At 71.1% G+C, this 20,851-nt stretch carries 18 protein-coding genes; 15 read left to right on the plus strand and 3 right to left on the minus strand.

Annotation, left to right across the window (positions count from 1 at the left end):
• Positions 1-205: 205 nt before the first annotated feature.
• From RUR49_RS04765 to RUR49_RS04825, 13 genes are all read left to right on the plus strand, one after another.
• Complete coding sequence (locus RUR49_RS04765) at positions 206-1,912, plus strand: acetolactate synthase catalytic subunit (RefSeq protein ID WP_409145175.1); 1,707 nt, start codon at positions 206-208, stop codon at positions 1,910-1,912.
• A gap of 265 nt (positions 1,913-2,177) precedes the next feature.
• On the plus strand, positions 2,178-2,927 hold the full coding sequence (locus RUR49_RS04770; RefSeq protein WP_409145176.1) for an enoyl-CoA hydratase/isomerase family protein: 750 nt from the start codon (positions 2,178-2,180) through the stop codon (positions 2,925-2,927).
• Between the two features lie 59 nt (positions 2,928-2,986).
• Complete coding sequence (locus RUR49_RS04775) at positions 2,987-3,874, plus strand: NAD(P)-dependent oxidoreductase (RefSeq protein ID WP_409145178.1); 888 nt, start codon at positions 2,987-2,989, stop codon at positions 3,872-3,874.
• A 100-nt stretch (positions 3,875-3,974) separates the two neighbouring features.
• Complete coding sequence (locus RUR49_RS04780) at positions 3,975-4,637, plus strand: TetR/AcrR family transcriptional regulator (protein ID WP_409145179.1); 663 nt, start codon at positions 3,975-3,977, stop codon at positions 4,635-4,637.
• Positions 4,638-4,775: 138 nt separating this feature from the next.
• Positions 4,776-5,822, plus strand: coding sequence for a lytic polysaccharide monooxygenase (locus RUR49_RS04785; protein WP_409145181.1), 1,047 nt, complete (start codon positions 4,776-4,778; stop codon positions 5,820-5,822).
• A 490-nt stretch (positions 5,823-6,312) separates the two neighbouring features.
• On the plus strand, positions 6,313-6,609 hold the full coding sequence (locus RUR49_RS04790; RefSeq protein WP_409145182.1) for a helix-turn-helix domain-containing protein: 297 nt from the start codon (positions 6,313-6,315) through the stop codon (positions 6,607-6,609).
• 4 nt (positions 6,610-6,613) lie between these two features.
• On the plus strand, positions 6,614-8,650 hold the full coding sequence (hyfB, locus tag RUR49_RS04795; protein WP_409145184.1) for a hydrogenase 4 subunit B: 2,037 nt from the start codon (positions 6,614-6,616) through the stop codon (positions 8,648-8,650).
• Positions 8,650-9,606: a respiratory chain complex I subunit 1 family protein gene (locus tag RUR49_RS04800; protein WP_409145212.1), complete on the plus strand. Its 957-nt coding sequence runs from the start codon at positions 8,650-8,652 to the stop codon at positions 9,604-9,606. Before hyfB ends, RUR49_RS04800 begins: the two co-directional genes overlap by 1 nt.
• Positions 9,606-10,268, plus strand: a complete 663-nt coding sequence (locus RUR49_RS04805; RefSeq protein WP_409145186.1) for a hydrogenase-4 component E — start codon at positions 9,606-9,608, stop codon at positions 10,266-10,268. The genes RUR49_RS04800 and RUR49_RS04805 overlap by 1 nt, the downstream gene beginning before the upstream one ends.
• Positions 10,265-11,713: a hydrogenase 4 subunit F gene (locus RUR49_RS04810; protein WP_409145188.1), complete on the plus strand. Its 1,449-nt coding sequence runs from the start codon at positions 10,265-10,267 to the stop codon at positions 11,711-11,713. Before RUR49_RS04805 ends, RUR49_RS04810 begins: the two co-directional genes overlap by 4 nt.
• Positions 11,710-13,248 (plus strand): hydrogenase expression protein HypE, encoded by a 1,539-nt coding sequence (locus RUR49_RS04815; RefSeq protein WP_409145189.1) that lies wholly within the window; start codon positions 11,710-11,712, stop codon positions 13,246-13,248. Before RUR49_RS04810 ends, RUR49_RS04815 begins: the two co-directional genes overlap by 4 nt.
• Before the next feature lie 7 nt (positions 13,249-13,255).
• Entirely contained in the window at positions 13,256-13,768 is a 513-nt protein-coding gene (locus RUR49_RS04820) for an NADH-quinone oxidoreductase subunit B family protein (protein WP_409145191.1), read from the plus strand.
• Positions 13,769-13,840: 72 nt separating this feature from the next.
• Entirely contained in the window at positions 13,841-14,419 is a 579-nt protein-coding gene (locus RUR49_RS04825) for an MgtC/SapB family protein (protein ID WP_409145192.1), read from the plus strand.
• Positions 14,420-14,473: 54 nt separating this feature from the next.
• Here RUR49_RS04825 and RUR49_RS04830 read toward each other — a convergent pair whose 3' ends face one another.
• Entirely contained in the window at positions 14,474-14,875 is a 402-nt protein-coding gene (locus tag RUR49_RS04830; RefSeq protein ID WP_409145194.1) for a DoxX family protein, read from the minus strand.
• A 155-nt stretch (positions 14,876-15,030) separates the two neighbouring features.
• Between RUR49_RS04830 and RUR49_RS04835 the strand changes: the two genes are divergently transcribed.
• Complete coding sequence (locus tag RUR49_RS04835) at positions 15,031-15,939, plus strand: LysR substrate-binding domain-containing protein (RefSeq protein WP_409145196.1); 909 nt, start codon at positions 15,031-15,033, stop codon at positions 15,937-15,939.
• 158 nt (positions 15,940-16,097) lie between these two features.
• Entirely contained in the window at positions 16,098-17,783 is a 1,686-nt protein-coding gene (locus tag RUR49_RS04840) for a DUF1007 family protein (RefSeq protein ID WP_409145198.1), read from the plus strand.
• Positions 17,784-18,218: 435 nt separating this feature from the next.
• On the opposite strand, the gene eda is transcribed toward RUR49_RS04840, so the two are convergent.
• Together eda and edd are read right to left on the minus strand one after the other, a co-directional pair.
• Entirely contained in the window at positions 18,219-18,863 is a 645-nt protein-coding gene (eda, locus tag RUR49_RS04845) for a bifunctional 4-hydroxy-2-oxoglutarate aldolase/2-dehydro-3-deoxy-phosphogluconate aldolase (RefSeq protein ID WP_409145199.1), read from the minus strand.
• On the minus strand, positions 18,863-20,737 hold the full coding sequence (gene edd, locus RUR49_RS04850) for a phosphogluconate dehydratase (protein ID WP_409145201.1): 1,875 nt from the start codon (positions 20,735-20,737) through the stop codon (positions 18,863-18,865). The genes eda and edd overlap by 1 nt, the downstream gene beginning before the upstream one ends.
• Between the last annotated feature and the right edge of the window lie 114 nt (positions 20,738-20,851).

Raw genomic sequence — 20,851 nt, forward strand, 5'->3', positions numbered from 1 at the left:
TGGACCGGCGGGCGGTGTCCCGGTCAAGGCGCGCCGTCGGCGCCGGGGTGACGGCGCGACATTCGCGCGCTTGCGAACAATTCGTACGAGTGTATGAATTCCTGTGAGCCGCCTCCGCGGCGCGGCGACCGCCGTCGCCCTCGCACGCCATCACTCCTGCCGAGCCAACGGCCCGGCCACCCGCCGTCCCGAGGACCCCGCCCGCATGTCGAACCATCCGACCGTCGCCCAGGCCGTCGCGGCGGCGCTCGCCCGCCACGGTATCCGGGTGCTGTTCTCCCAGAGCCTGCCGTCGATGGTGCTGCTCGCCTGCGAGGACGCGGGCCTCACCCAGTACACCTACCGCACCGAGAACGCCGGTGCTGCGATGGCCGACGGGTTCGCGCGGCTGTCGAACCGCGTCACGGTCGTCACCGCCCAGAACGGCCCGGCGGCGACGCTGCTGGTGCCCGGCCTCGCCGAGGCGCTGAAGGCGTCGGTGCCGATCGTCGCGCTGGTGCAGGACGTCAACCGCAAGGAGACGGACCGCAACGCCTTCCAGGACCTCGACCACATGGCGCTGTTCCAGGGGTCGGCGAAGTGGATCCGGCGGGTCAGCGAGCCCTCGCGCATCGACGACTACATCGACATGGCGTTCACCGCCGCCACCAGCGGCCGGCCGGGCCCGGCGGTGCTGATGCTGCCGGCCGACTTCCTGCTCGACGCTGCGCCGCCGCCTGCGAGCCCGCGCCGGGCCGACCTCGGCGCCTTCCCGCTCGACCGCATGCTGCCAGCCGCCGACAGGCTCGACGCGGCCGCCGATCTGATCGCCTCGGCCGAGCGCCCGCTCGTCGTCGCCGGCGGCGGCGTGCACCTGTCGCAGGCGGCGCACGAACTGGCGGCGCTGCAAGCGCACGCGCACCTGCCGGTGGTCACCACGGTCATGGGCAAGGGCGCCGTCGACGAGCGCCACCCGCTGTCGCTCGGCGTCGGCGGCAACGCCTATGGCCGCCGCGCGCCGGGCCACTACCTGAAATCGATCGTCGCGGAGGCCGACGTCGTCGTCCTCGTCGGCACCCGCACGGCGCAGAACGGCACGGATTCCTGGTCGACGTTTTCGCCGACGGCGAAGTTCGTCCACATCGACATCGACCCGACCGAGATCGGCCGCAACTATGAGGCGCTGCGCCTCGTCGGCGACGCCAGGCTGACGCTCGCCGCACTCACCCACCGCCTCGCCGGCCGCCGCGCGTTCCCCGAGGGGATCGCCGACGCCATCCGCGATGCCCGCGCCCGCAACGTCGACGCCTTCGCGGCGCTGTCGGCCTCCACCGCGTCGCCGATCCGCCCGGAGAGGCTGATGGCCGAGCTCGAGACGGTGCTGACGCCCGAATCGATCGTCGTCGCCGACGCCAGCTACTCAACCATCTGGATGTCGAGCTACCTGACGGCACTCGCGCCCGGCCAGCGCTTCATCAGCCCGCGCGGCATGGCCGGCCTCGGCTGGGGCCTGCCGCTGGCGATGGGGGCGAAGGTCGCCGATCCGTCGCGGCCGGTGTTCGCCATCGTCGGCGACGGCGGCTTCGCCCACGTCTGGTCCGAGCTCGAGACGGCGGTGCGCAACCGGACCGCCGTCGTGCTGACGGTGCTCAACAACGGCGTGCTCGGCTTCCAGAAGGACGCCGAGGACACCAAGTTCGGCCGCCACACCGGCGCCTGCTACTTCGCCCCCGTCGACCACGCCGCGATCGCGCGGGCCTGCGGCGCCGGCGGCGTGCGCGTCGAGGACCCGGCCGACTACCTGCCGGCGGTGCGCGAGGGCCTCGCGAGCGGCGGCCCCTTCGTCATCGACGTCGTCACCGACCCCGAGGCCTACCCGCCGATCACCGCCTTCGACAAGCTCGACGACCTCCGCACGAGGCTCGGGCGGTGAGTCCCGTGCATCCCGCCATCGTCATCCCGGACGCGAAGCAACGCGAAGCGATCCGGGACCCAGCGGAAGAGTCGTCGCGCGGAGCGCGACGCAATAGACGCGCCTCCGGCGCGGAGTCTTGCGCTGGGTCCCGGATCAGCGCTCGGCTGCGCCTTGCTTGTCCGGGATGACGCCAAGAGGTTGAAGCGCCGGCCTTATTGGGGCCGGTCACCACCGCACACAATCCACCGCCTCCGGGCGTGAGACATCGAAACTGGAGGCGCCCGTGCCCTTCGAGGACTATGCGACGAAGTTCAAGACCATCCGCTTCAAGCGCGAGGACGGCATCCTCGAGATGACCGTCCACACCGACGGCGGGCCGCTGCGCTGGGGGCGGCTGCCGCACGGCGAGCTCGAGCAGGCCTTCCTCGACATCAACCGCGACCGCGAGAACAAGGTCATCATCCTGACCGGCACCGGCGCCGAGTTCTCGGGCCCCGCCCCGGAGGTGAAGGCGAACCTCGAGGCGCACCGCCAGTCGCCCGAGGAATGGGGCGTGCTCGGCTGGGAATCGAAGAACCTCCTCCTCAACATGCTGGCAATCGACGCGCCGATGATCGCCGCCGTCAACGGCCCGGCGGTGCGCCACGCCGAGCTGCCTGTAATGTGCGACATCGTTCTCGCCTCGGAGACGGCGGCCTTCCAGGACAGCGCCCACTATGTGGGTGGCCTCGTCCCGGGCGACGGCGTGCACGTCGTCTTTCCGCTGGTGATGGGCTACAACCGCGGCCGCTACTTCCTGCTGACGGGCCAGACCATCCACGCCGAGGAGGCCAAGCACGTCGGCCTCGTCAACGAGGTGCTGCCGGGGGAGAAGCTGCTGCCACGGGCGTGGGAACTCGCCCGGCAGCTGATGAAGCAGCCGGAGCTCAACCGCCGCTATTCGCGCATCCTCGTCACCGAGGTGATGCGCCGGCAGATGCACGAGCTGCTGCCCTATGGCCTGGCGCTCGAAGGCCTCGCGCTCGTGAAGTGATCCCGGCTGCGGCCGGTCCCGTTCGTTTCGTCTTTTTCCGTGGGTTGGGAGTGCCTCACATGGCGAAGATCGCCTATCTCGGCGGCGGCAACATGGCCCAGGCGATGGGCACGCGCCTGCTCGCTGCCGGCCATGACCTCACCGTCTACAACCGCACCGTCGAGAAGCTGAAGCCGCTCGTTGACAAGGGCGCGAAGACGGCCGCGAGCCCGCGCGAGGCGGTCCAGGGCGCCGACGTCGTCTTCTGCTCCGTCACCGACGACACCGCCTCGCGGGCGATGTGGATGGGGCCGGACGGCGCTTTGTCGGGCGGCCTGCCCAAGGGCACGCTCGTCGTCGAGCACTCGACGATGTCGCCCGACTGGGTGAAGGAGCTGTCCTGCGCCGCCAAGGAGAAGGGGCTGCGCTATGTCGACTGCCCGGTCGCCGGGCGGCCCGACGCGGCGGCGGCCGGCAAGCTCGTCGTCTTCGGCGGCGCCGACGACGAGGCGGATTTGGAAGCGGTAACGCCCTACATCTCGTCGATCAGCCGCAAGATCTACCACCTCGGCCCGGTCGGCACCGGCACCGCCTTCAAGCTCATCTACAACCTGCTCGGCGTCGTGCAGATCGTCGGTCTCGCGGAAGGCCTTGCCGCCGCGGAGGCCGCCGGCATCGACATCGAGACGGCCGCCACCGCGTTTGCCGACGGCAACACCGGCAGCCCGCACGTTCTCAAGCACGGCGCCTACATGGCGCAGAACGAGCACGAGGACCCGCCGGGCTTCACCGCCAACGGCCGCCTGAAGGATTCGTCCTACGGTGTGGCGCTGGAGGAGGGGCTCGGCATCACCCCGCTCGTCGGCCGCGCCGCCATGACCGCCTACAAGGGCATGGTCGAGAAGGGCATGGGGGCGGCCGCCGACAGCCGGCTGTTCGAGGTTATCGCCGGCAAGCGGACGGACTGAACGGCCGCGCAACAGGCCCGCCGCCGCGGGATGGCCGGGCGGCGCGCTGTCGCCTAGGCTGCGGTCGAAAGAGGGATTCGAAGCACGGGGAGCGAGGCCGGTGACGCAGACGGTGGAAAAGGCCCCCGCGCCACCGAGCTCGCGTGAGCGGCTGCTCGACGCCGCCGAGACGCTGTTCGCCGATTTCGGCTTCAACGGCGTCTCGGTGCGCCAGATCGTCGAGCGCGCCGGGGTCAACCTCGGCGCCATCCCCTACCACTTCGGCACCAAGGAGAACCTCTTCAAGGAGGTGCTGCTGCGCCGCGCCACGCCGCTGCGCGAGGAGCGCCAGCGCCGCCTCGACGCGCTCGCCGCGGTCTCGAAGGACCCGCCGCTCGAGGACGTGCTGCACGCCCTGCTCGAGCCCGCCTTCCGGGCAAACCGCGAGAATCAGGCCTTCCGTCGCCTGCTCGGCCGCGCCTCCATGGACCCGGCGCCGGAGGTGCGGCGTCTGCTCGTCGAGATCTACACTCTGGATTTCATGACGGTGCCGGGCGCGCTGCGACAGGCTCTCGCCGGATTGCCGGAGGACGAGTTCTTCTGGAAGCTGAATTGTTTCTATGGCGTGATGCTATTCGTGCAAGCCGATACGGGTAAAATTCAGACGATCGCCGGTGATTCCTTCGATACCTCGGAGCCTGAAGTTGCCTTGAAGTACGTGATTCCGTTTCTCGCCGCAGGTTTTCGCGCGGCGATCGCATCGGAAAGCGGCCGGGACGACTGAGGCAAGCTCCTGGAAAGCTTCCAGGCTCAACAAGCCGTGATGGGGGCAGCCGGCCCTTGCCGGCTTTCGACCACATTTGACCCCGTTCAATCCTCGTGGGGACGGGGAACGGTGCATTTTCGAGAAGGGGATGATCGCTTGCAATCCAGCCAGAAAACCCACCGCACGTCACGCCTCGCCGTCGCGGCGAGCCTCATCGCCGGCCTCGCGCTGGCGCCCGCCGCTGCTCACGCGCACGGCGCCATGGAAGAGCCGCTGAGCCGCATCTACCTTTGCTACAAGGAGGATCCGGAGAAGCTGAAGGGCAGTTACGACGGTGTGCCGGCTGGCGCTCCCCCGTGCGTCGATCTGGTGGCGATGAGCGGCACGCAGCCGCTCTACGACTGGACCGAGGTCAACCGCTTCGACGCCAACGGCCAGCACAAGAAGGTGGCCAAGGACGGCCAGCTCTGCTCGGCCGGTCGCGACAAGTACAAGGGTCTCGACCAGCGCCGCGCCGACTGGCCGACCACCCGGGTCAGCCCCGACGCGAACGGCAAGTACACCTTCCGCTTCCACGCGACGACGCCACACGCCGTCAAGTATTTCCGCTTCTACGTGACCCGCGACGGCTGGAAGCCGACCGACGAGCTGCGCTGGCGCGACCTCGAGCTGTTCGCCACCGTCAAGAACATCGAGGCGAAGTCCGATCCGAAGCAGAGCTACGGCCAGTACTACAACATGACGGTGAAGATGCCGGAGGGTAAGACCGGCCGGCGGCTGATCTTCGCTGTCTGGCAGCGCTCGGACAGCCCGGAAGCCTTCTACTCCTGCTCCGACGTCCGCATCCAGTCGCCGAAGTCCGCCACTTCCGCGGCGGCCGATGCGCCGACGTGGGACGAGGCGGGCCGTGCCGTGGCGCGCAACGACCTGCCGGCCGGCACCACCGTCACCTTCCGCGTCTTCGACGCCAAGGGCGGCGACGTCGACCGCATTTCGCTGAAGCTCACCGGGGAGACGGGTGCGTCGGCGCAGTGGCCGTTTGTGCTGGCGAAGAAGGTCAACGGGGCGACCGACGCCTTCCGGATCGGCGTCGAGGGCGACGACGAGGCCATCGCGCCGGAGAAGTCCGCCACGGAGAACCGCGTCTGGCGGTCGAGCCAATTCGACGGCTACTCCTACGTCATCGACGTCGACACGCCGTAGGGCGGCGGTTCGGGACAGGAACTTCGGGACCACGACGCCCGCCGCGCGCTTCCTCCCCCCTCGTGGGGGAGGTGGCCGGCGAAGCCGGCCGGAGGGGGCGCCGCGCGCGAGCGCGGCGTGCGACGCCGCAGTCAATCGTTGCCGCCGCACGCCGACGGCTCGCGCCGTCGGCGCCCTCCCCGGGCCGCTTCGCGACCCGACCCTCCCACAGGGGGAGGGTGGGCATGCCTTGCGATAGTCCGCCACAAGCGGCCCTCGCGACAGGCGTCCTGCACTGTCTCATTTTTCGCTGTTCAAGGAGCGTGGCCGCCGCTTCCGCTTGCCGTGCATCTTCGGTGGCCTCCGAGACTGCGGTCTAGGCAGCAAATATTGATGTCTCACACATCACCATCCATGCTTGAAGTCGGACTAATCATCCGCTACGGATGAGAGGCAGACACCGCGCGCTGACCGCGTCGGTGCTACCGCCTCGAACCATGATCTCTGATCCATGATCACATCCGCCCAGCTGCGCGCCGCGCGCGCCATCCTCGGGCTCGACCAGCGGGCGCTGGCGGAGCGCTGCGGGCTGTCGGTGCCGACGATCCAGCGAATGGAGGCGAGCGAGGACGTCATTCGCGGCAACGTCGATTCGCTGATGAAGCTCGTCTGCGCCCTCGACGAGGCGGGTGTCGAGCTCATCGGCGACGGCGCCGCGAGCGCCGGCGGCGGCCGCGGCGTGCGGCTGAAGGAGCCGCGCGGCGCCACCTCGAATTCCGCGGGGCCGGACCCGCGCCGGGGGAGCTGAGGCGATGTCGGCGACCGTCGCGGCGCTCCTCTGCCCCGCGGCCCTCCTTCTGATCGCCGCCCTGACGGTGGTGGCGAACCGCGGCCTCGGTGCCGACGCCGCCCGCCGGCTGGTCTACGGCGGCGCGCTGGTCGTCTGCGTCGCCGCGTTCGGGATCGCGCTCGTCGCGCTCATCTCGTCTGCCCGCACCGGTGGCCAGGTCCCGATAGACCTCGTGCTGCCGCTCGGCTTGCCGTGGATCGGCGCGCGCTTTGCCCTTGACGCGCTGTCGGCGGTGTTCCTCGCGGTGGTCGGCCTCGGCGGCGCGGCGGCGAGCCTCTACGGCCTCGGCTACGGCCGCCACGAGCACGAGCCGTGGCGGGTGCTGCCGTTCTACCCGGCCTTCCTCGCCGGCATGATGCTGGTGCCGCTCGCCGCCGACGCCTTCACCTTCCTCGTCTCCTGGGAGTTCATGTCGCTCGCCTCGTGGGCGCTGGTGCTTGCCCACCACCGTCTGCCGGAGAACCGGCGGGCGGCGACCGTCTACATCGTCATGGCGGCGGCCGGCACGTTCGCGCTGCTCTTTGCCTTCGCATTGCTCGCGGGTCCCGCGGGCGGCTTCGCCTTCGCGGCGATGCGGGCGGTGCCGCCGGATGCGGTCACCGCCGGCGTCGTGCTGGCGCTGGCGCTGATCGGCGCCGGCTCGAAGGCGGGGCTGGTGCCGCTGCACGTCTGGCTGCCGCTCGCCCACCCGGCGGCGCCGAGCCACGTCTCGGCGCTGATGAGCGGGGTGATGACGAAAATCGCCGTCTACGGCTTCCTGCGCCTTGTCTTCGACCTCGCCGGGCCGCCGGCGTGGTGGTGGGGCGTGCCGGTGCTGGCGGTCGGCGGCATCACCGCCGCGGTCGGCGTGCTCACGGCGCTGATGCAGACCGACATCAAGCGCCTGCTCGCCTGCTCCACCATCGAGAATATCGGCCTCATCTTCGCCGGCCTCGGGCTGTCTCTCGCCTTTGCCGCGAACGGGCTTGGCCCCGCCGCGGCGCTGGCGCTGACGGCGGCGCTCTTCCACGCCGTCAACCATGCCCTGTTCAAGAGCGCGCTGTTCTTCGGCGCCGGCGCGGTGTTGACCGCCACCGGCACGCGCGAGCTCGACCGCCTCGGCGGGCTGATCCACCGCATGCCGCTGACGGCGCTCGCCGTGCTCGTCGCCTGCGTGGCGATTTCCGCACTGCCGCCCTTGAACGGCTTCGCGTCCGAATGGCTGCTGTTCCAGGCGATCCTGCTGTCGCCGGAGCTGCCGCAATGGGGGCTGAAGCTCGCGGTACCGGCGGTGGGCGCGCTGCTGGCGCTGTCGGTGGCGCTCGCCGCCGCCTGCTTCGTGCGCTTCTACGGCATCGCATTCCTCGGCCGGCCGCGCTCCGAGGAAGCCGCGACGGCGCACGAGGTTGACCGCTTCTCGCTCGCCGCCATGCTCGGCCTTGCCGGATTGTGCGTGCTGGCGGGCATTCTGCCGGGGCTCGTCATCGACGCGCTCGCGCCCGCGGCGGCGCGTCTGGTCGGCGCGGCGATGCCGCCCCAGGGCGGGCTCGCGTGGCTGTCGATCGTGCCGATCGCCGAGAGCCGCAGCTCCTACAACGGCCTGCTCGTGCTCGTCTTCATCGCCGTCTCGGCGCTCGGCACCGCCTTCGTCGTCCACCGCCTAGCCGGCGGCACGGTGCGCCGCGCTCCGGCGTGGGATTGCGGCTTCCCGAACGCCGACCCGGCGACGCAATACACGGCCTCCAGCTTCGCCCAGCCGATCCGCCGCGTCTTCGCCGGCGCGATTTTCACGGTGCGCGAGAGCGTCGAGATGCCACCGCCGGGCGACCTGTCGCCGGCGCGCTTCCGGCTCGACCTTTCCGACCCGATCTGGGAGCGCGGCTATCTCGGCCTGGCTTCCCTCGTCGGCCGCGCGGCGGACTTCGCCAACCGCCTGCAGTCGCTGACGATCCGGCAATATCTCTCGCTCGTCTTCCTGTCGCTGGTGGCGCTCCTCATCGTCCTGGCGGTGTGGCCATGATGGCGAGCCTCGCCGACCTCGCGGTGCAGGGCGGACAGATGGCGCTGGTGCTCGCCGCGGCCCCGCTCGTCACCGGCCTCGTGCGCAAGGTGAAGGCGCGGCTGATGCGCCGGCGCGGGCCGCCGCTGCTGCAGGTCTACCGCGACCTCGCGCGTCTTTTGCGCAAGGAGGCGGTGCTCGCCGACAACGCCTCGTGGCTGTTCCGCGCCGTGCCCTATCTCGTCTTCGCAGCGACGTGGGTGGCGGCGGCGCTGGTGCCGACGTTCGCCACCGGGCTGACCTTCTCGTGGTCGGCCGACCTCATCGCCATCGTCGCGCTGCTCGGCAGTGCCCGCTTCTTCCTGGCGCTTGCCGGCATGGATGTCGGCACCAGCTTCGGCGGCATCGGCTCGAGCCGCGAGGTGATGATCGCGACGATCGCCGAGCCGGCCTTCATCATGACCGTGTTCACGCTGGCGCTCGTCGCCGGCTCCACCCAGCTCTCCACCGTCGCGGCCGAGATGGCGACGGGCGAGGTCGGCCTGCGCGTCTCCCTCGGCCTCGCGCTGATCGCGCTCGTCATGGTGGCGGTGGCCGAGAACGGCCGCGTACCGGTCGACAACCCGGCGACGCACCTCGAGCTGACGATGGTGCACGAGGCAATGGTGCTCGAATACTCCGGCCGCCACCTCGCGATGATCGAGCTCGCCGCGTCGCTGAAGCTCACCCTCTATCTGTCACTCATCGCCTGCGTGTTCGTGCCGTGGGGGCTCGCCGGGCCGGGCGATGGCATCGCCGCGCACGGCGTCGCGCTCGCCGCCTGGGCAGGCAAGCTCACTGTGGCCGCGGTTCTGCTCGGCCTGTTCGAGACCTCGGTCGCCAAGATGCGGGTGTTCCGCGTGCCGGATTTCCTCGGGGCGGCGCTGATGCTCGGGCTGCTCGCGACGCTGCTCCTGTTCGTGTCGAGGAGCCTCTGATGACCGGGCTCGGCTTCGACATCGCCCACCTCTTCGCCGGCGGTCTGGTGCTGGTCAGCCTGATGCTGCTCTACCAGGACCGGCTGACGGCGATGATCCACGTCTTCGCCGTGCAGGCGCTGGTGCTGACGGCCTCGGTCGCCTGGCAGGGCTTCGTGCAGGACGCGCCGCACCTCTACGTCACGGCAGCGATCGCGCTCATCTTCAAGGCGATCATCATTCCCGTGGCGTTGTCGCGCATGGTGACGCGCCTCGGCATCCACCGCGAGATCGAGACGGTGGTCGGCGTCGGCCCGACGATGCTCGCCGGCATCGGCTTGGTCGCACTGTCGATGGTAGTGATGCTGCCGGTGACGGCGACCGCCGACCCGCTCGCCCGCGAGGACCTCGCCTTCGCGCTGTCGGTGGTGCTGCTGGGCCTCCTGATGATGGTGACGCGGCGCAACGCGGTGAGCCAGGTGATCGGCTTCATGTCGCTGGAGAACGGCCTGATCCTCGCCGCCGCCGGCGCCAAGGGGATGCCGCTCGTCGTCGAGATATCGGTCGCCTTCTCGGTGTTGATCGCCTTCATCGTCATCGGCATCGTCATCTTCCGCATCCGCGAGCGCTTCGACACCGTCGACGTCGAGGCCCTCGACCGCTCCCGGGGCGACCAGCCATGAGCGGGATCGGCCTCGATGGCGTGACCGTGGTGCTGGCGCTGCCGGCGGCCACCGCGGTGCTGCTGGCGCTGGTGCCCGCCTACCGCGTCGCGGCGCTCGTCAACGTGATCTCCTGCGGCGTGACGTTCCTGGCGGCGCTGTCGCTCTTCGTGGCGGCGCCGGCGACCGGGCCCTACGTGCTCGTCGACGCGCTCAACATCGTCTTCATCGTGCTGAACACCTTCGTCGCCTTCACGACCAGCGTCTTCAGCCGCAGCTACATCGCCCACGAGCTCGAGACCGGGCGGCTGACGCCAGTGCACCTGCGCTTCTACCACGCGATGTATCAGGTGCTGCTGTTCGCCATGAACCTCGCGCTGGTCGCCAACAACATCGGGCTGATGTGGGTGGCGATCGAGCTCGCGACGCTGACGACGGTGCTGATGGTCGGCCTCTACCGCACGCCCGAGGCGATCGAGGCGGCGTGGAAGTACTTCATCCTCGGCAGCGTCGGCATCGCGCTCGCCTTGTTCGGCACCATCCTCGTCTACATGGCGGCGCAGCCGGTGGTGGGGGAGGGCGCCGACGGCATGGTGTGGTCGGTGCTGATCCAGCACGCGGCCGCCTTCGACCCGGCCCTCCTCAACCTCGCCTTCGTCTTCCTGCTGCTCGGCTACGGCACCAAGGTCGGCCTTGCGCCGCTGCATTCCTGGTTGCCGGACGCCCATGCCGAGGGCCCGACGCCGATCTCGGCGGTGCTGTCAGGGCTCCTCCTCAACGTCGCGCTCTATGCGGTGCTGCGCTTCAAGCTGCTGCTCGCGGCGAACCCCGACGCCCTGGCGCCGGGGCCCCTGATGATGACGATGGGGCTCGGTTCGGTGCTGCTTGCGGGCCTGATGCTCTACCGCCGGCGCGACATCAAGCGGCTGTTTGCCTACTCGTCGATCGAGCACATGGGGCTGATCGCGTTTGCCTTCGGCATCGGCGGGCCGCTTGCGAACTTCGCCGGCCTGCTGCACATGACGATGCACAGCCTGACGAAATCGGCGATCTTCTTCGCCGTCGGCAACATCGCCCAGGTGAAGGGCACGCAGCGGCTGTCGCAGATTCGCGGGCTGACGGTGACGCACCCGGCGCTCGGCTGGGGCCTCGTCGCCGGCGTCGTGGCGATCGCGGGGATGCCGCCGTTCGGGGTGTTCATGAGCGAGTTCCTGCTCGTCTCCTCGACGTTCGCGCGGATGCCGCTCCTCGCCGTGGCGCTGGTGGCCTCGCTTCTGATCGGCTTTGGCGCGCTGATGCTGCGGCTTTCAGGCATCGCCTTCGGCGAGCCGAGCTCCGGAACCGCGCCGGTGGCGGCCTCGACGGTGCCGATGTACGTCCACCTCGCGCTGGTGCTGATGGCGGGCGTCTGGTTGCCGCCGCCGCTCGTCGCCTGGTTCCAGACCATCGCGGGGATGCTCGGATGAGCGCCCCCGAAACACCCGCGGCTTCGTCGGTGCTGGCCGACCTCCTCGCCCTCGGCCGGCCGATCGGCGACCTGCGGCCGTGGCAGGCGGTCGAGGTCGGCGCGGCAGCGTGGGTGGCGATCGCCGAGCGGCTCGCCGCCGGCGAGGCGGACCTGCTCGCGCTCTGGGGCGAGCCCGGCGCCGTGCGGCTCGCGCTGTTCGACGCGGCGACACGGCGGCCGGCGCTGGTCCGGCTCTCCTGTCCCGAGGGGCGCTACCCGTCCGTCGGCGCGCTGCATCCGCCGGCGATCCGGCCGGAACGGGCGATCCGTGAGCTGGTCGGTCTCGAGCCGATCGGGCTGCCGGACGGTCGCCCCTGGCTCGACCACGGCCGCTGGGGCGTGCGGACGCCGCTCGGCACGCCGCAGCCGTCCTCGGACACGGGCGAGCCCTACGCCTTCCTGAAGGCCGAGGGCGAGGGGCTGCACCAGATCCCGGTCGGGCCGGTGCATGCCGGCATCATCGAGCCCGGCCACTTCCGCTTCACCGCCAACGGCGAGACGGTGGTGCGGCTGGAGGAACGCCTCGGCTACGTCCACCGCGGCCTCGAAGGGCTGATGACGGGCGCGCCGATCGCCCATGCTGCGATGCTGGCGGGGCGCGCGTCGGGCGACAGCACGGTCGCCTACGGCATCGCCTTCGCGCGCGCCGTCGAGGCGGCGGCGGGCGCCGAGCCGCCCCCGCGGGCGGTGTGGCTCCGGGCGCTGATGGCCGAACTGGAGCGGCTTGCGAACCACCTCGGCGATGTCGGCGCGATCTGCAACGACGCCGCCTTCGCGCTGATGCACGCCCACACCGCCGCGCTCCGCGAGCGGGTGCTGCGGGCGAGCGCCGCCGCCTTCGGGCACCGTCTGATGATGGACGTGATCGTGCCGGGCGGTGTCGTGATCGATCTCCGCAAGGACGGCTCGGACGCGATCCGGGCGGTGGTCGGCACCGTGCGGACGGCGCTGCCGGCGCTGGTCCGCCTCTATGACGGCACGCCGTCGCTGCAGGACCGGACCGTCGGCACCGGCCGGGCGACGGCGGCGCTGGTCGCCCGCTTCGCCTGTGGCGGGCCAGTGGGGCGTGGCTCGGGACGCGATTTCGACGCCCGCCGCGACCTCGCCTACCCGCCCTATGACCGCCTCGCCTTCAGCGTGCCGGTGCTGACGGCCTGCGATGTCGACGCGCGGGTGCGGGTGCGGCTCGCCGAGATCGAGGCGAGCCTGTCGATGATCGACGAGATCCTCACTGGTCTGCCGGGCGGACCAGTGCTGGCGCCGGTGGATATCACGGTGGCCGGGGAGGGGATCGCCGTGGCCGAGGCCTTCCGCGGCGACGTGCTCGCTTGGGTTCGGCTCGCAGGCGATGGCACGGTGGCGCGCTGCCATCTGCGCGACGCCTCGTGGTTCCAGTGGCCGGTGCTGGAGGCGGCGATCGAGGGCAACATCGTCGCCGACTTCCCGCTCCTCAACAAATCCTTCAACTGCTCCTATGCGGGGCACGACCTGTGAGGGCGCCATGCGCCGCCTGCTCTTCGACGGGCTGACGAAGCCGCCGCTGACGGAGGCGGGGCCGGAAGCGGGCGAGATCGCCGCGCTGGCGGCGACGCTCGACACTGGCGCCCGCGCCGTGCTCGGGCGCAGCCTGTCGATCCGCCAGGTCGACGCCGGCTCGTGCAACGGCTGCGAGCTCGAGATCCATGCCCTCGGCAACGCCTTCTACGATCTCGAGCGCTTCGGGCTGCGCTTCGTCGCCTCGCCACGCCACGCCGACGTCCTGCTCGTCACCGGGCCGGTGACGAAGAATATGGCCGAGGCGCTGAAGCGCACCTTTGACGCCACGCCGGGGCCGAAGTGGGTGGTGGCGGCCGGCGCCTGCGCCGCCGACGGCGGGGTCTTCGCGGGAAGCTACGCCTGCCGCGGCGGCGTCGGCGTGGTGCTGCCCGTCGACCTCGTCATCCCCGGCTGCCCGCCGACGCCGACGGCGCTGCTGACCGGGCTGATCGCGCTGATGGCGAAGGCGAAGGGCTGAGCGGGAACTCCTCTGCCGGCAAAGGGTTTTGCGGACACCCGCCGCTGACCCACAGCCGGAAAGGGCACGCCCATGCCGGATCTCACCGCCGCCATCCTCGATGACCTGCTGCGCCTCGGCGTGGCGGCGCTGGTCGGGATGCTGGTCGGGCTCAACCGCGACGTCCGCGGCAAGGCGATGGGGATGCGCACCCTCGGGCTCGTCTCGCTCGGAGCGGCGCTGATCGCGGTGGCGGCTTTCGAGTTCGTCGATCTCGCCACTGAGGAAGAAACCAGGGCGCGCCTCGTCCAGGGCGTCATCGTCGGCGTGATGACCGGGATCGGCTTTCTCGGCGCCGGCGCGATCCTGCGCGGCGGTGGCGAGGTGCACGGGCTGACCACGGCGGCGACGACCTGGGTGGCGGCGGGCCTCGGCGTCGCCTGCGGCTTTGCCGCCTGGCACCTCGTCATCGCGAGCGTCGTCGTGACGCTCGTCATCCTGGTGGTGATGCCGCCGGTCGAGCGCGCCTTGGTGCGGCTCTTCGGCGGTGACCCGGATGCGCGCCCGTTGCTGGCCGAGAAACCCGCGACGGGTGTTGCGCAGAAGGGCGTGGCCGGTGCCGAGGAGGCGGACGACGACCGCGTCGTCACCCGCCTCACCGGCTACAACTGACGGCACCCACGGCCCGGCCGCAGCGACGATCCAGGCCGCCGCGGCGTGGCTGTCTCAGCGACGCTCGTTGACGAGGGCCATCGCGCCCGGGCCGGTCAGCGCCACGGCGGCGCAGGCGGCGATCAGGAAGGCGATGTATTCCCAGCCGCCGCCGGCATTGGAGAACAGCCAGCCCTTGTCGGCGTGGGCGAAGTACCAGGCGCCGGCGAGCACCGGGATCAGCAGCACCGCGACGACGCGGGCGTAGATGCCGAGGATGAGCAGGATGCCGCCGCCGACCTCGGCGAGGATCGTCAGGTAGGCGAGCGCCGAGGGCAGGCCGAGGCTCTCGAAGAAGCCGGCGGTGCCGGCGAAGCCGAACACGAAGACCTTCAGGAGGCCGTGGGCGAGGAACATCGCGCCGAGCGCGAGGCGGATGAGGAGGGCGCCGTAGGGGGCGGTGCGCGTGTCGATCATGGCGGGTATCCGAAAGGGCCGGGCGGGGGCCGGCGGGAAGAGGGGAGAGCCTGTGCGGTGACGGGGGAGGGGAACCGCGCCGCAGCAGATGCGCTCAAGCGTCAAAGTAGACAATTCGACTTATCAGTGACTGTTTGTTCAATCAGGATGAACGAATGGACACGCTGACCCGCATGCAGGCCTTCGTTCGCGTCGCAGAGGCCGGTGGCTTCTCCGCCGCCGCCCGCCGCCAGGGCAAATCGAAGGCGCTGTTGTCGAAATATGTGCGCGAGCTCGAGGACGAGCTCGGGGCGCGCCTCCTCAATCGGACCACGCGCCAGCTGTCGATGACCGAGGCGGGGCAGGTCTACCTGCGCGAGGCGGTCGACATTTTGCAGCGGATCGACGACCTGAAGTCGACCGTGCACGACACCCACCGCGAGCCGCGCGGCCTTCTGCGCATCGCCGCGCCGCGGACCCTCGGCGACGGCGAGATCGGCCAGGCGATCATGGAGTTCCTGCAGAAGGAGCCGCTGATCACCGTCGACGTGCGCCTCGAGGATCGCTTCGTCGACCTCGTCGAGGAAGGCTTCGACGTGGCGGTGCGCGTCAGCGAGCTCACCGATTCGAGCCTGATCGCCCGCACGCTGGCGCCCTTCCGCATCCTCGTCTGCGTGCGCCCCGACGTGCTCGCCGCTACCGGGCGGCCGATGACGCCGGCCGAGCTCGCCGAGATGCCATGCATCGTCGACACCAACGCCAAGGTGCGCGCCAACTGGACCTTCAAGGTGGACGGCGAGCGGCGCTCGGTGACGGTGCGCGGCCGCGTCGAGGTGAACAGCCCGCGCGCCGTGCGCGCCGCGGCGCTGGCCGGGCTGGGGTTCGCCAAAGTGCCCTACATGACGGTGCGCGAGGACATCGCCGCTGGGCGGCTGGTGGCCGTGCTGGAGGAGTTCGAGGTGGGCGCCTCGGCGATCCATGTCGTCTACCCGCACCGCCGGCACCTGTCGGGCAAGGTGCGCGCCTTCGTCGATTTCCTCGTCGCCTGGTTCGAGAAGGCCCAGCGCGCCGGGCGGACCTGCTGAGAGCGCGGGCGGCGGTCGACGCGCCCGGCCAGTTGACGCCGCGGCGCGGCTTGGCGATCAAGAGGTGCGCCACGCTTCCGCCATCGGCGGCCGGCAGGGTCGCGGCGGTTCGGGGGCCAGGGAGCGACGTGCGGGACCTTTCTCGATTCGCATCGGTGATGTCGCGGCGCTGCGGGGCGCTGCTGCTGCTCGTGCTGGCGCTGTCGGCGGCGGCAGCCGGCATTGCGCAGGCGCACCCGCACGTCTTCGTCGTGGCGCGCGAGGAAATCTCCTTCGACGCCGAGGGCCGCGTCGCCTCGATCGGCCACGCCTGGCTCTTCGACGAAGGGTTCTCGGCGTTTGCGACGCAGGGCCTCGATGCCGATCGGAATGGCGAGTTCTCGCGCGACGAGCTCGCCCCGCTCGCCCAGGTCAACGTCGAATCCCTCAAGGAATACGCCTACTTCACCTTCGCCGAACTTGACGGCAAGCCGGTCGCGCTCGGCGACCCGACGAATTACTGGCTGCGCTACGAGGACGGCCGGCTGGTGCTGTTCTTCGACACGCCCCTCGTCGAGCCGGTGGCCCTGGCGGGCCGGATGTTCACCGTCGACGTCTATGACCCGCAGTACTACGTCGCGATCGACCTCGTGCCGCAGAACCCGTTCTCGCTCACCGGCGACGTGCCGAAGGGCTGCAAGGTCGAGGTGAAGACGCCGGAGGAGATGGATCCGCAGACCGCCGCCATGCTGGCGGTGATCCCGCCCGATGTGCGCGACATCCCGGCCAACCTGCGCTCGGTTACCTCGGCGCTTGCCAACACCGCGGTGGTGACGTGCCCGGCCGCCGCCACTCCGGCGCCGGCGCCGGGTTCGGCCGGGCCGGTGCTACCGCGGCTCGGTGCGTCCGGGCCGTTCGGCGTCGGCATCACGGAATCGGGCAGCGTGCCGCCGACCGGCGTGTTCGCCGTCATCGCCGAGTGGCAGCGCGCCTTCTACGAGCGCCTCACCGACGCGGTGAAGCGGCTGAAGGACGATAACCTCGCGGTGCTGACGCTGATCGCGCTCGGCTTCGGCTACGGCGTCTTCCACGCTGCCGGTCCGGGACATGGCAAGGCGGTGATCGCCGCCTACCTCGTCGCCAACGAGGCCTCCGCCCGGCGTGCGATGACGCTGTCTTTCCTGGCGGCGATGCTGCAGGCGGTGGTCGCGATCGGCATCGTCGGCATCGCCGCCGCCCTCCTCAACCTGACGAGCTTCGCCATCACCGCGACCGCCCGTGTCGCGGAGATCGGCTCGGCGGTGCTGGTGCTGGTCCTGGGTGTGGTGCTGGTAGCGCGGAAAGTGCTGTGGCCGGTGGCGGCGGCCGTCACCGCCCGTCTGCGCCGCCCGCAGATGTCGCTGTCGGCAGCGGCGGTGAGCGGGCCGACGCCGCGCGCGATGCCGTCCGCGGCCTCGCGTTTCGTCTGCGACGAGCCGGACCCGAACCATGTGCATGGCCCGAGTTGCGGCCACGTCGTGTTGCCCGAGCAGGTCTCGTCGACGGCGAGCCGCGCCACGACGCTCGCGGCTGTGGTGTCGGCGGGGGCGCGACCCTGCACGGGTGCGCTGGTGGCGCTCGTCTTCGCGCTGTCGCAGGGCATGTTCCTGGCCGGCGTCCTGGCGGTGTTCGCCATGGCGATCGGCACGGCGCTGACGACATCGGCGCTCGGCCTGCTGGCGCTCGGCGCCAAGGGCGTGGCCATGCGGCTGTCCGGCTTCGGGGGACGCGGCGGCGGAACGGCGATCGCCGTGCTCGAAGGCGCGGCGTCGTTCGGCATCCTGACGCTTGGCGTGCTGCTGCTCGGAGCGGCGCTCGCCCTCTGACAGCGCCGGACGCGCAAGTTCGTTGCATTTTTACAACGTTTCTGGTCCGACCAGACGCCGCACTTGTCTTGCAGATTGCCTTCCACGCGGCGATGCGGCATTTTCTGACTGTCTCGCTCCGTCGACATGCATTTTTGGCGGGGGCAGAACGGCAAGAACGCATCGGCAGGGGGTATGCCGCGCGATCAGGCTGAACGGGGGTTGGGAGGGCAGGTGGTTTCGGCCACCTGCCCTTTCCCGTTTCTGAGGCTTAGTCGCGGCCCTGAGCGGCGCGGTTGGCGCAGCCGATCAACGGCGCCCCCGACCACTGGCGGGACGGAGCCGCGCCATCGGCGCTGCACACGCGCGGTGGTCCGACCGGCGGGCAAACCAGCATCAAGCGCCGGTAACGCAGAGATGTCGTCGCGTCGCCGGTGGATTACGGCGCAGTGACGGTCAGGCGGCGCCCAGTTTCGCGGCCACGGCGGATGCGGCGGTGATCGCCGCATAGTCGCCGGCGGCGACGTGCTCGCGACGGATCATCCACGAGCCGCCGACGCAGACGACGTTGGCGAGCTTCAGGTAGCGCGGCGCGCTTTCTGGCGTGATGCCGCCGGTCGGGCAGAAGGTGAGCTGCGGCAGCGGCGAGGCGAGCGCCGCGAGATAGGTCGCGCCGCCGGCGGGCTCAGCCGGGAAGAACTTGGCGTAGCGGTAGCCACGCTCGATCAGCGCCATCGCCTCGGACGCCGTGGCGATGCCCGGCAGCAGCGGCATCGGCGAGCCCGTGGCGGCATCGAGCAGGCGGTCGGTGGCGCCCGGCGAGACGGCGAACTTCGCGCCGGCCTTCATCACCGCCTCGAACTGCGCGGCGTCAAGCACCGTGCCGGCGCCGGCCACCGCCCCCTCGACCTCGCCGGCGACGCGGCGGATCGCCTCCATCGCGGCGGGGGTGCGCAGCGTGATCTCGATCGCCTTCAGGCCGCCGGCGACGAGGGCGCGGGCGAGCGGCACCGCGTCGGCGGCGTTCTCGACGATCACCACCGGCACGACCGGCGCGAGCGCCAGGATGGGGGCAAGGCCGGGCTGGACCTCAGGGCTCATCATGCGTCCTCCGTCTCGTGCACGGCGAAGATGCTGGCGCCGGCATCGGCGAGGCCGACGGCGGCGCGGAAGGGGGCGAAGAGCTCGCGGCCGACGCCCTCGTGCATGGCGGAGAGATCGGCGGTGGCGAGCGGGCGGGCGGCCCACTCGTCCTCGTCGATGATCACCTCGAGCTTGCCGCGCACGGCGTCGACGCGGACGATGTCGCCGTCGCGGATCTTGGCGATCGGGCCGCCGTCGACCGCCTCCGGGGTGACGTGGATCGCCGCCGGCACCTTGCCGGAGGCGCCCGACAGCCGCCCGTCGGTGACGAGCGCCACCTTGAAGCCGCGGTCCTGCAGCACGCCGAGCGGCGGCATCAGCTTGTGCAGTTCCGGCATGCCGTTCGCCCGCGGACCCTGGAAGCGCACCACCGCCACCATGTCACCGCCGAGCGTGCCGGCCTTGAAGGCCGCCTGCAGCTCTTCCTGGCTGTGGAAGACCCGCGCCGGTGCCTGCACGACGTGGCGCTCGTCGGCGACGGCCGACGTCTTGATGACGGCGCGGCCGAGGGTGCCGTCGAGGACGCGCAGGCCGCCGGTCGCCTGGAACGGCTCTGCCGCTGGCCGCAGCACGGCCGGGTCGGCGGAGACGGCCGGGGCGTCTGTCCAGTCGGCCTCGCCACCGGCATCGAGCCGCGCCTCGACGGTGTAGCCGTCGAGGCCGGTGCCCCAGATCGTCGTGACGTCGGCGTGCAGCAGGCCGGCGCCGAGGAGCTCTCGGATCAGGAAGCCCATGCCGCCGGCGGCGTGGAAGTGGTTCACGTCCGCCTTGCCGTTCGGGTAGATGCGGGCGATCAGCGGCGTCACCTCGGCGAGGTCGGCGAAGTCGTCCCAGGTGAGGCGGATGCCGGCGGCCGCCGCCATGGCGATGAGGTGGATCGTCAGGTTCGTCGAGCCGCCCGTGGCGTGCAGGCCGACGATGCCGTTGACGAAGGCCTTCTCGTCGAGCACGCGACCGACCGGCGTGTAGGCGTTGCCGAGGGCGGTGAGGGCGAGCGCGCGCTTCACCGCCACCTTCGTCAGCGCGTCGCGCAGCGGGGTGTTGGGGTTGACGAAGGACGCACCCGGCAGGTGCAGGCCCATGATCTCCATCAGCATCTGATTGGAGTTGGCGGTGCCGTAGAAGGTGCAGGTGCCCGGCCCGTGATAGGACTGCGCCTCCGCCTCGAGCAGCGCGTCGCGGCCGACCTTGCCCTCGGCATAGAGCTGGCGGATGCGCGACTTCTCGTCGTTCGGCAGGCCCGAGGTCATCGGACCGGCCGGCACGAACACCGCCGGCAGGTGGCCGAAGGAGAGGGCGCCGATGACGAGGCCGGGCACGATCTTGTCGCAGACGCCGAGATAGACGGCGGCGTCGAACATCTGGTGGGAGAGCGCGATCGCCGTCGACAGCGCGATCACCTCGCGCGAGAACAGCGACAGCTCCATGCCCGCCTCGCCCTGGGTGACGCCGTCGCACATCGCCGGCACGCCGCCGGCGACCTGGGCGGTGCCGCCGGCCTCGCGGGCGGCGGCGCGGATGACGTCCGGGAAGCGCTCGAACGGCTGGTGGGCCGACAGCATGTCGTTGTAGGCGGTGACGATGGCGAGGTTCGGCGCGTCGCCCGAGCGCAGCTCCGCCTTGTCGCCGGGGCCGCAGGCGGCGAAGCCGTGGGCGACGTTGGCGCAGCCGAGGCGCTTGCGGGTGGGCGCGCGCTCGGCGGCGGCGGCGATGCGGTCGAGGTAGCGCTCGCGGCCAGCGCGGCTGCGGCGGACGATGCGGTGCGTCACCTCGCCGAGGCGGGCGTGCAGCGAGCCGGCTGGCCGGTGGCCGGAGTTCGGGGTGCCGGTCATGACGGGCCTCCTAAGCTGTGCGGGGCGCGCGCGTCGCCGACGTGCGGAGCACGGTCGCCGACATCTAATGCACGCGGCGTGCCGCAGGGCGCTCGCGCCGATATCGGCGCGGCG

Source organism: Pseudoxanthobacter sp. M-2 (genome assembly GCF_046156265.1).
Lineage (GTDB): Bacteria > Pseudomonadota > Alphaproteobacteria > Rhizobiales > Segnochrobactraceae > CAMDHY01.

Coding starts and splice junctions, on each gene's coding strand:
- RUR49_RS04765 (WP_409145175.1), top strand. CDS start 206: ATGTCGAACCATCCGACCGTCGCCCAGGCCGTCGCGGCGGCGCTCGCC.
- RUR49_RS04775 (WP_409145178.1), top strand. CDS start 2,987: ATGGCGAAGATCGCCTATCTCGGCGGCGGCAACATGGCCCAGGCGATG.
- RUR49_RS04790 (WP_409145182.1), top strand. CDS start 6,313: ATGATCACATCCGCCCAGCTGCGCGCCGCGCGCGCCATCCTCGGGCTC.
- hyfB (WP_409145184.1), top strand. CDS start 6,614: ATGTCGGCGACCGTCGCGGCGCTCCTCTGCCCCGCGGCCCTCCTTCTG.
- RUR49_RS04800 (WP_409145212.1), top strand. CDS start 8,650: ATGGCGAGCCTCGCCGACCTCGCGGTGCAGGGCGGACAGATGGCGCTG.
- RUR49_RS04805 (WP_409145186.1), top strand. CDS start 9,606: ATGACCGGGCTCGGCTTCGACATCGCCCACCTCTTCGCCGGCGGTCTG.
- RUR49_RS04810 (WP_409145188.1), top strand. CDS start 10,265: ATGAGCGGGATCGGCCTCGATGGCGTGACCGTGGTGCTGGCGCTGCCG.
- RUR49_RS04815 (WP_409145189.1), top strand. CDS start 11,710: ATGAGCGCCCCCGAAACACCCGCGGCTTCGTCGGTGCTGGCCGACCTC.
- RUR49_RS04820 (WP_409145191.1), top strand. CDS start 13,256: ATGCGCCGCCTGCTCTTCGACGGGCTGACGAAGCCGCCGCTGACGGAG.
- RUR49_RS04825 (WP_409145192.1), top strand. CDS start 13,841: ATGCCGGATCTCACCGCCGCCATCCTCGATGACCTGCTGCGCCTCGGC.
- RUR49_RS04830 (WP_409145194.1), bottom strand. CDS start 14,875: ATGATCGACACGCGCACCGCCCCCTACGGCGCCCTCCTCATCCGCCTC.
- RUR49_RS04835 (WP_409145196.1), top strand. CDS start 15,031: ATGGACACGCTGACCCGCATGCAGGCCTTCGTTCGCGTCGCAGAGGCC.
- RUR49_RS04840 (WP_409145198.1), top strand. CDS start 16,098: ATGTCGCGGCGCTGCGGGGCGCTGCTGCTGCTCGTGCTGGCGCTGTCG.
- eda (WP_409145199.1), bottom strand. CDS start 18,863: ATGAGCCCTGAGGTCCAGCCCGGCCTTGCCCCCATCCTGGCGCTCGCG.
- edd (WP_409145201.1), bottom strand. CDS start 20,737: ATGACCGGCACCCCGAACTCCGGCCACCGGCCAGCCGGCTCGCTGCAC.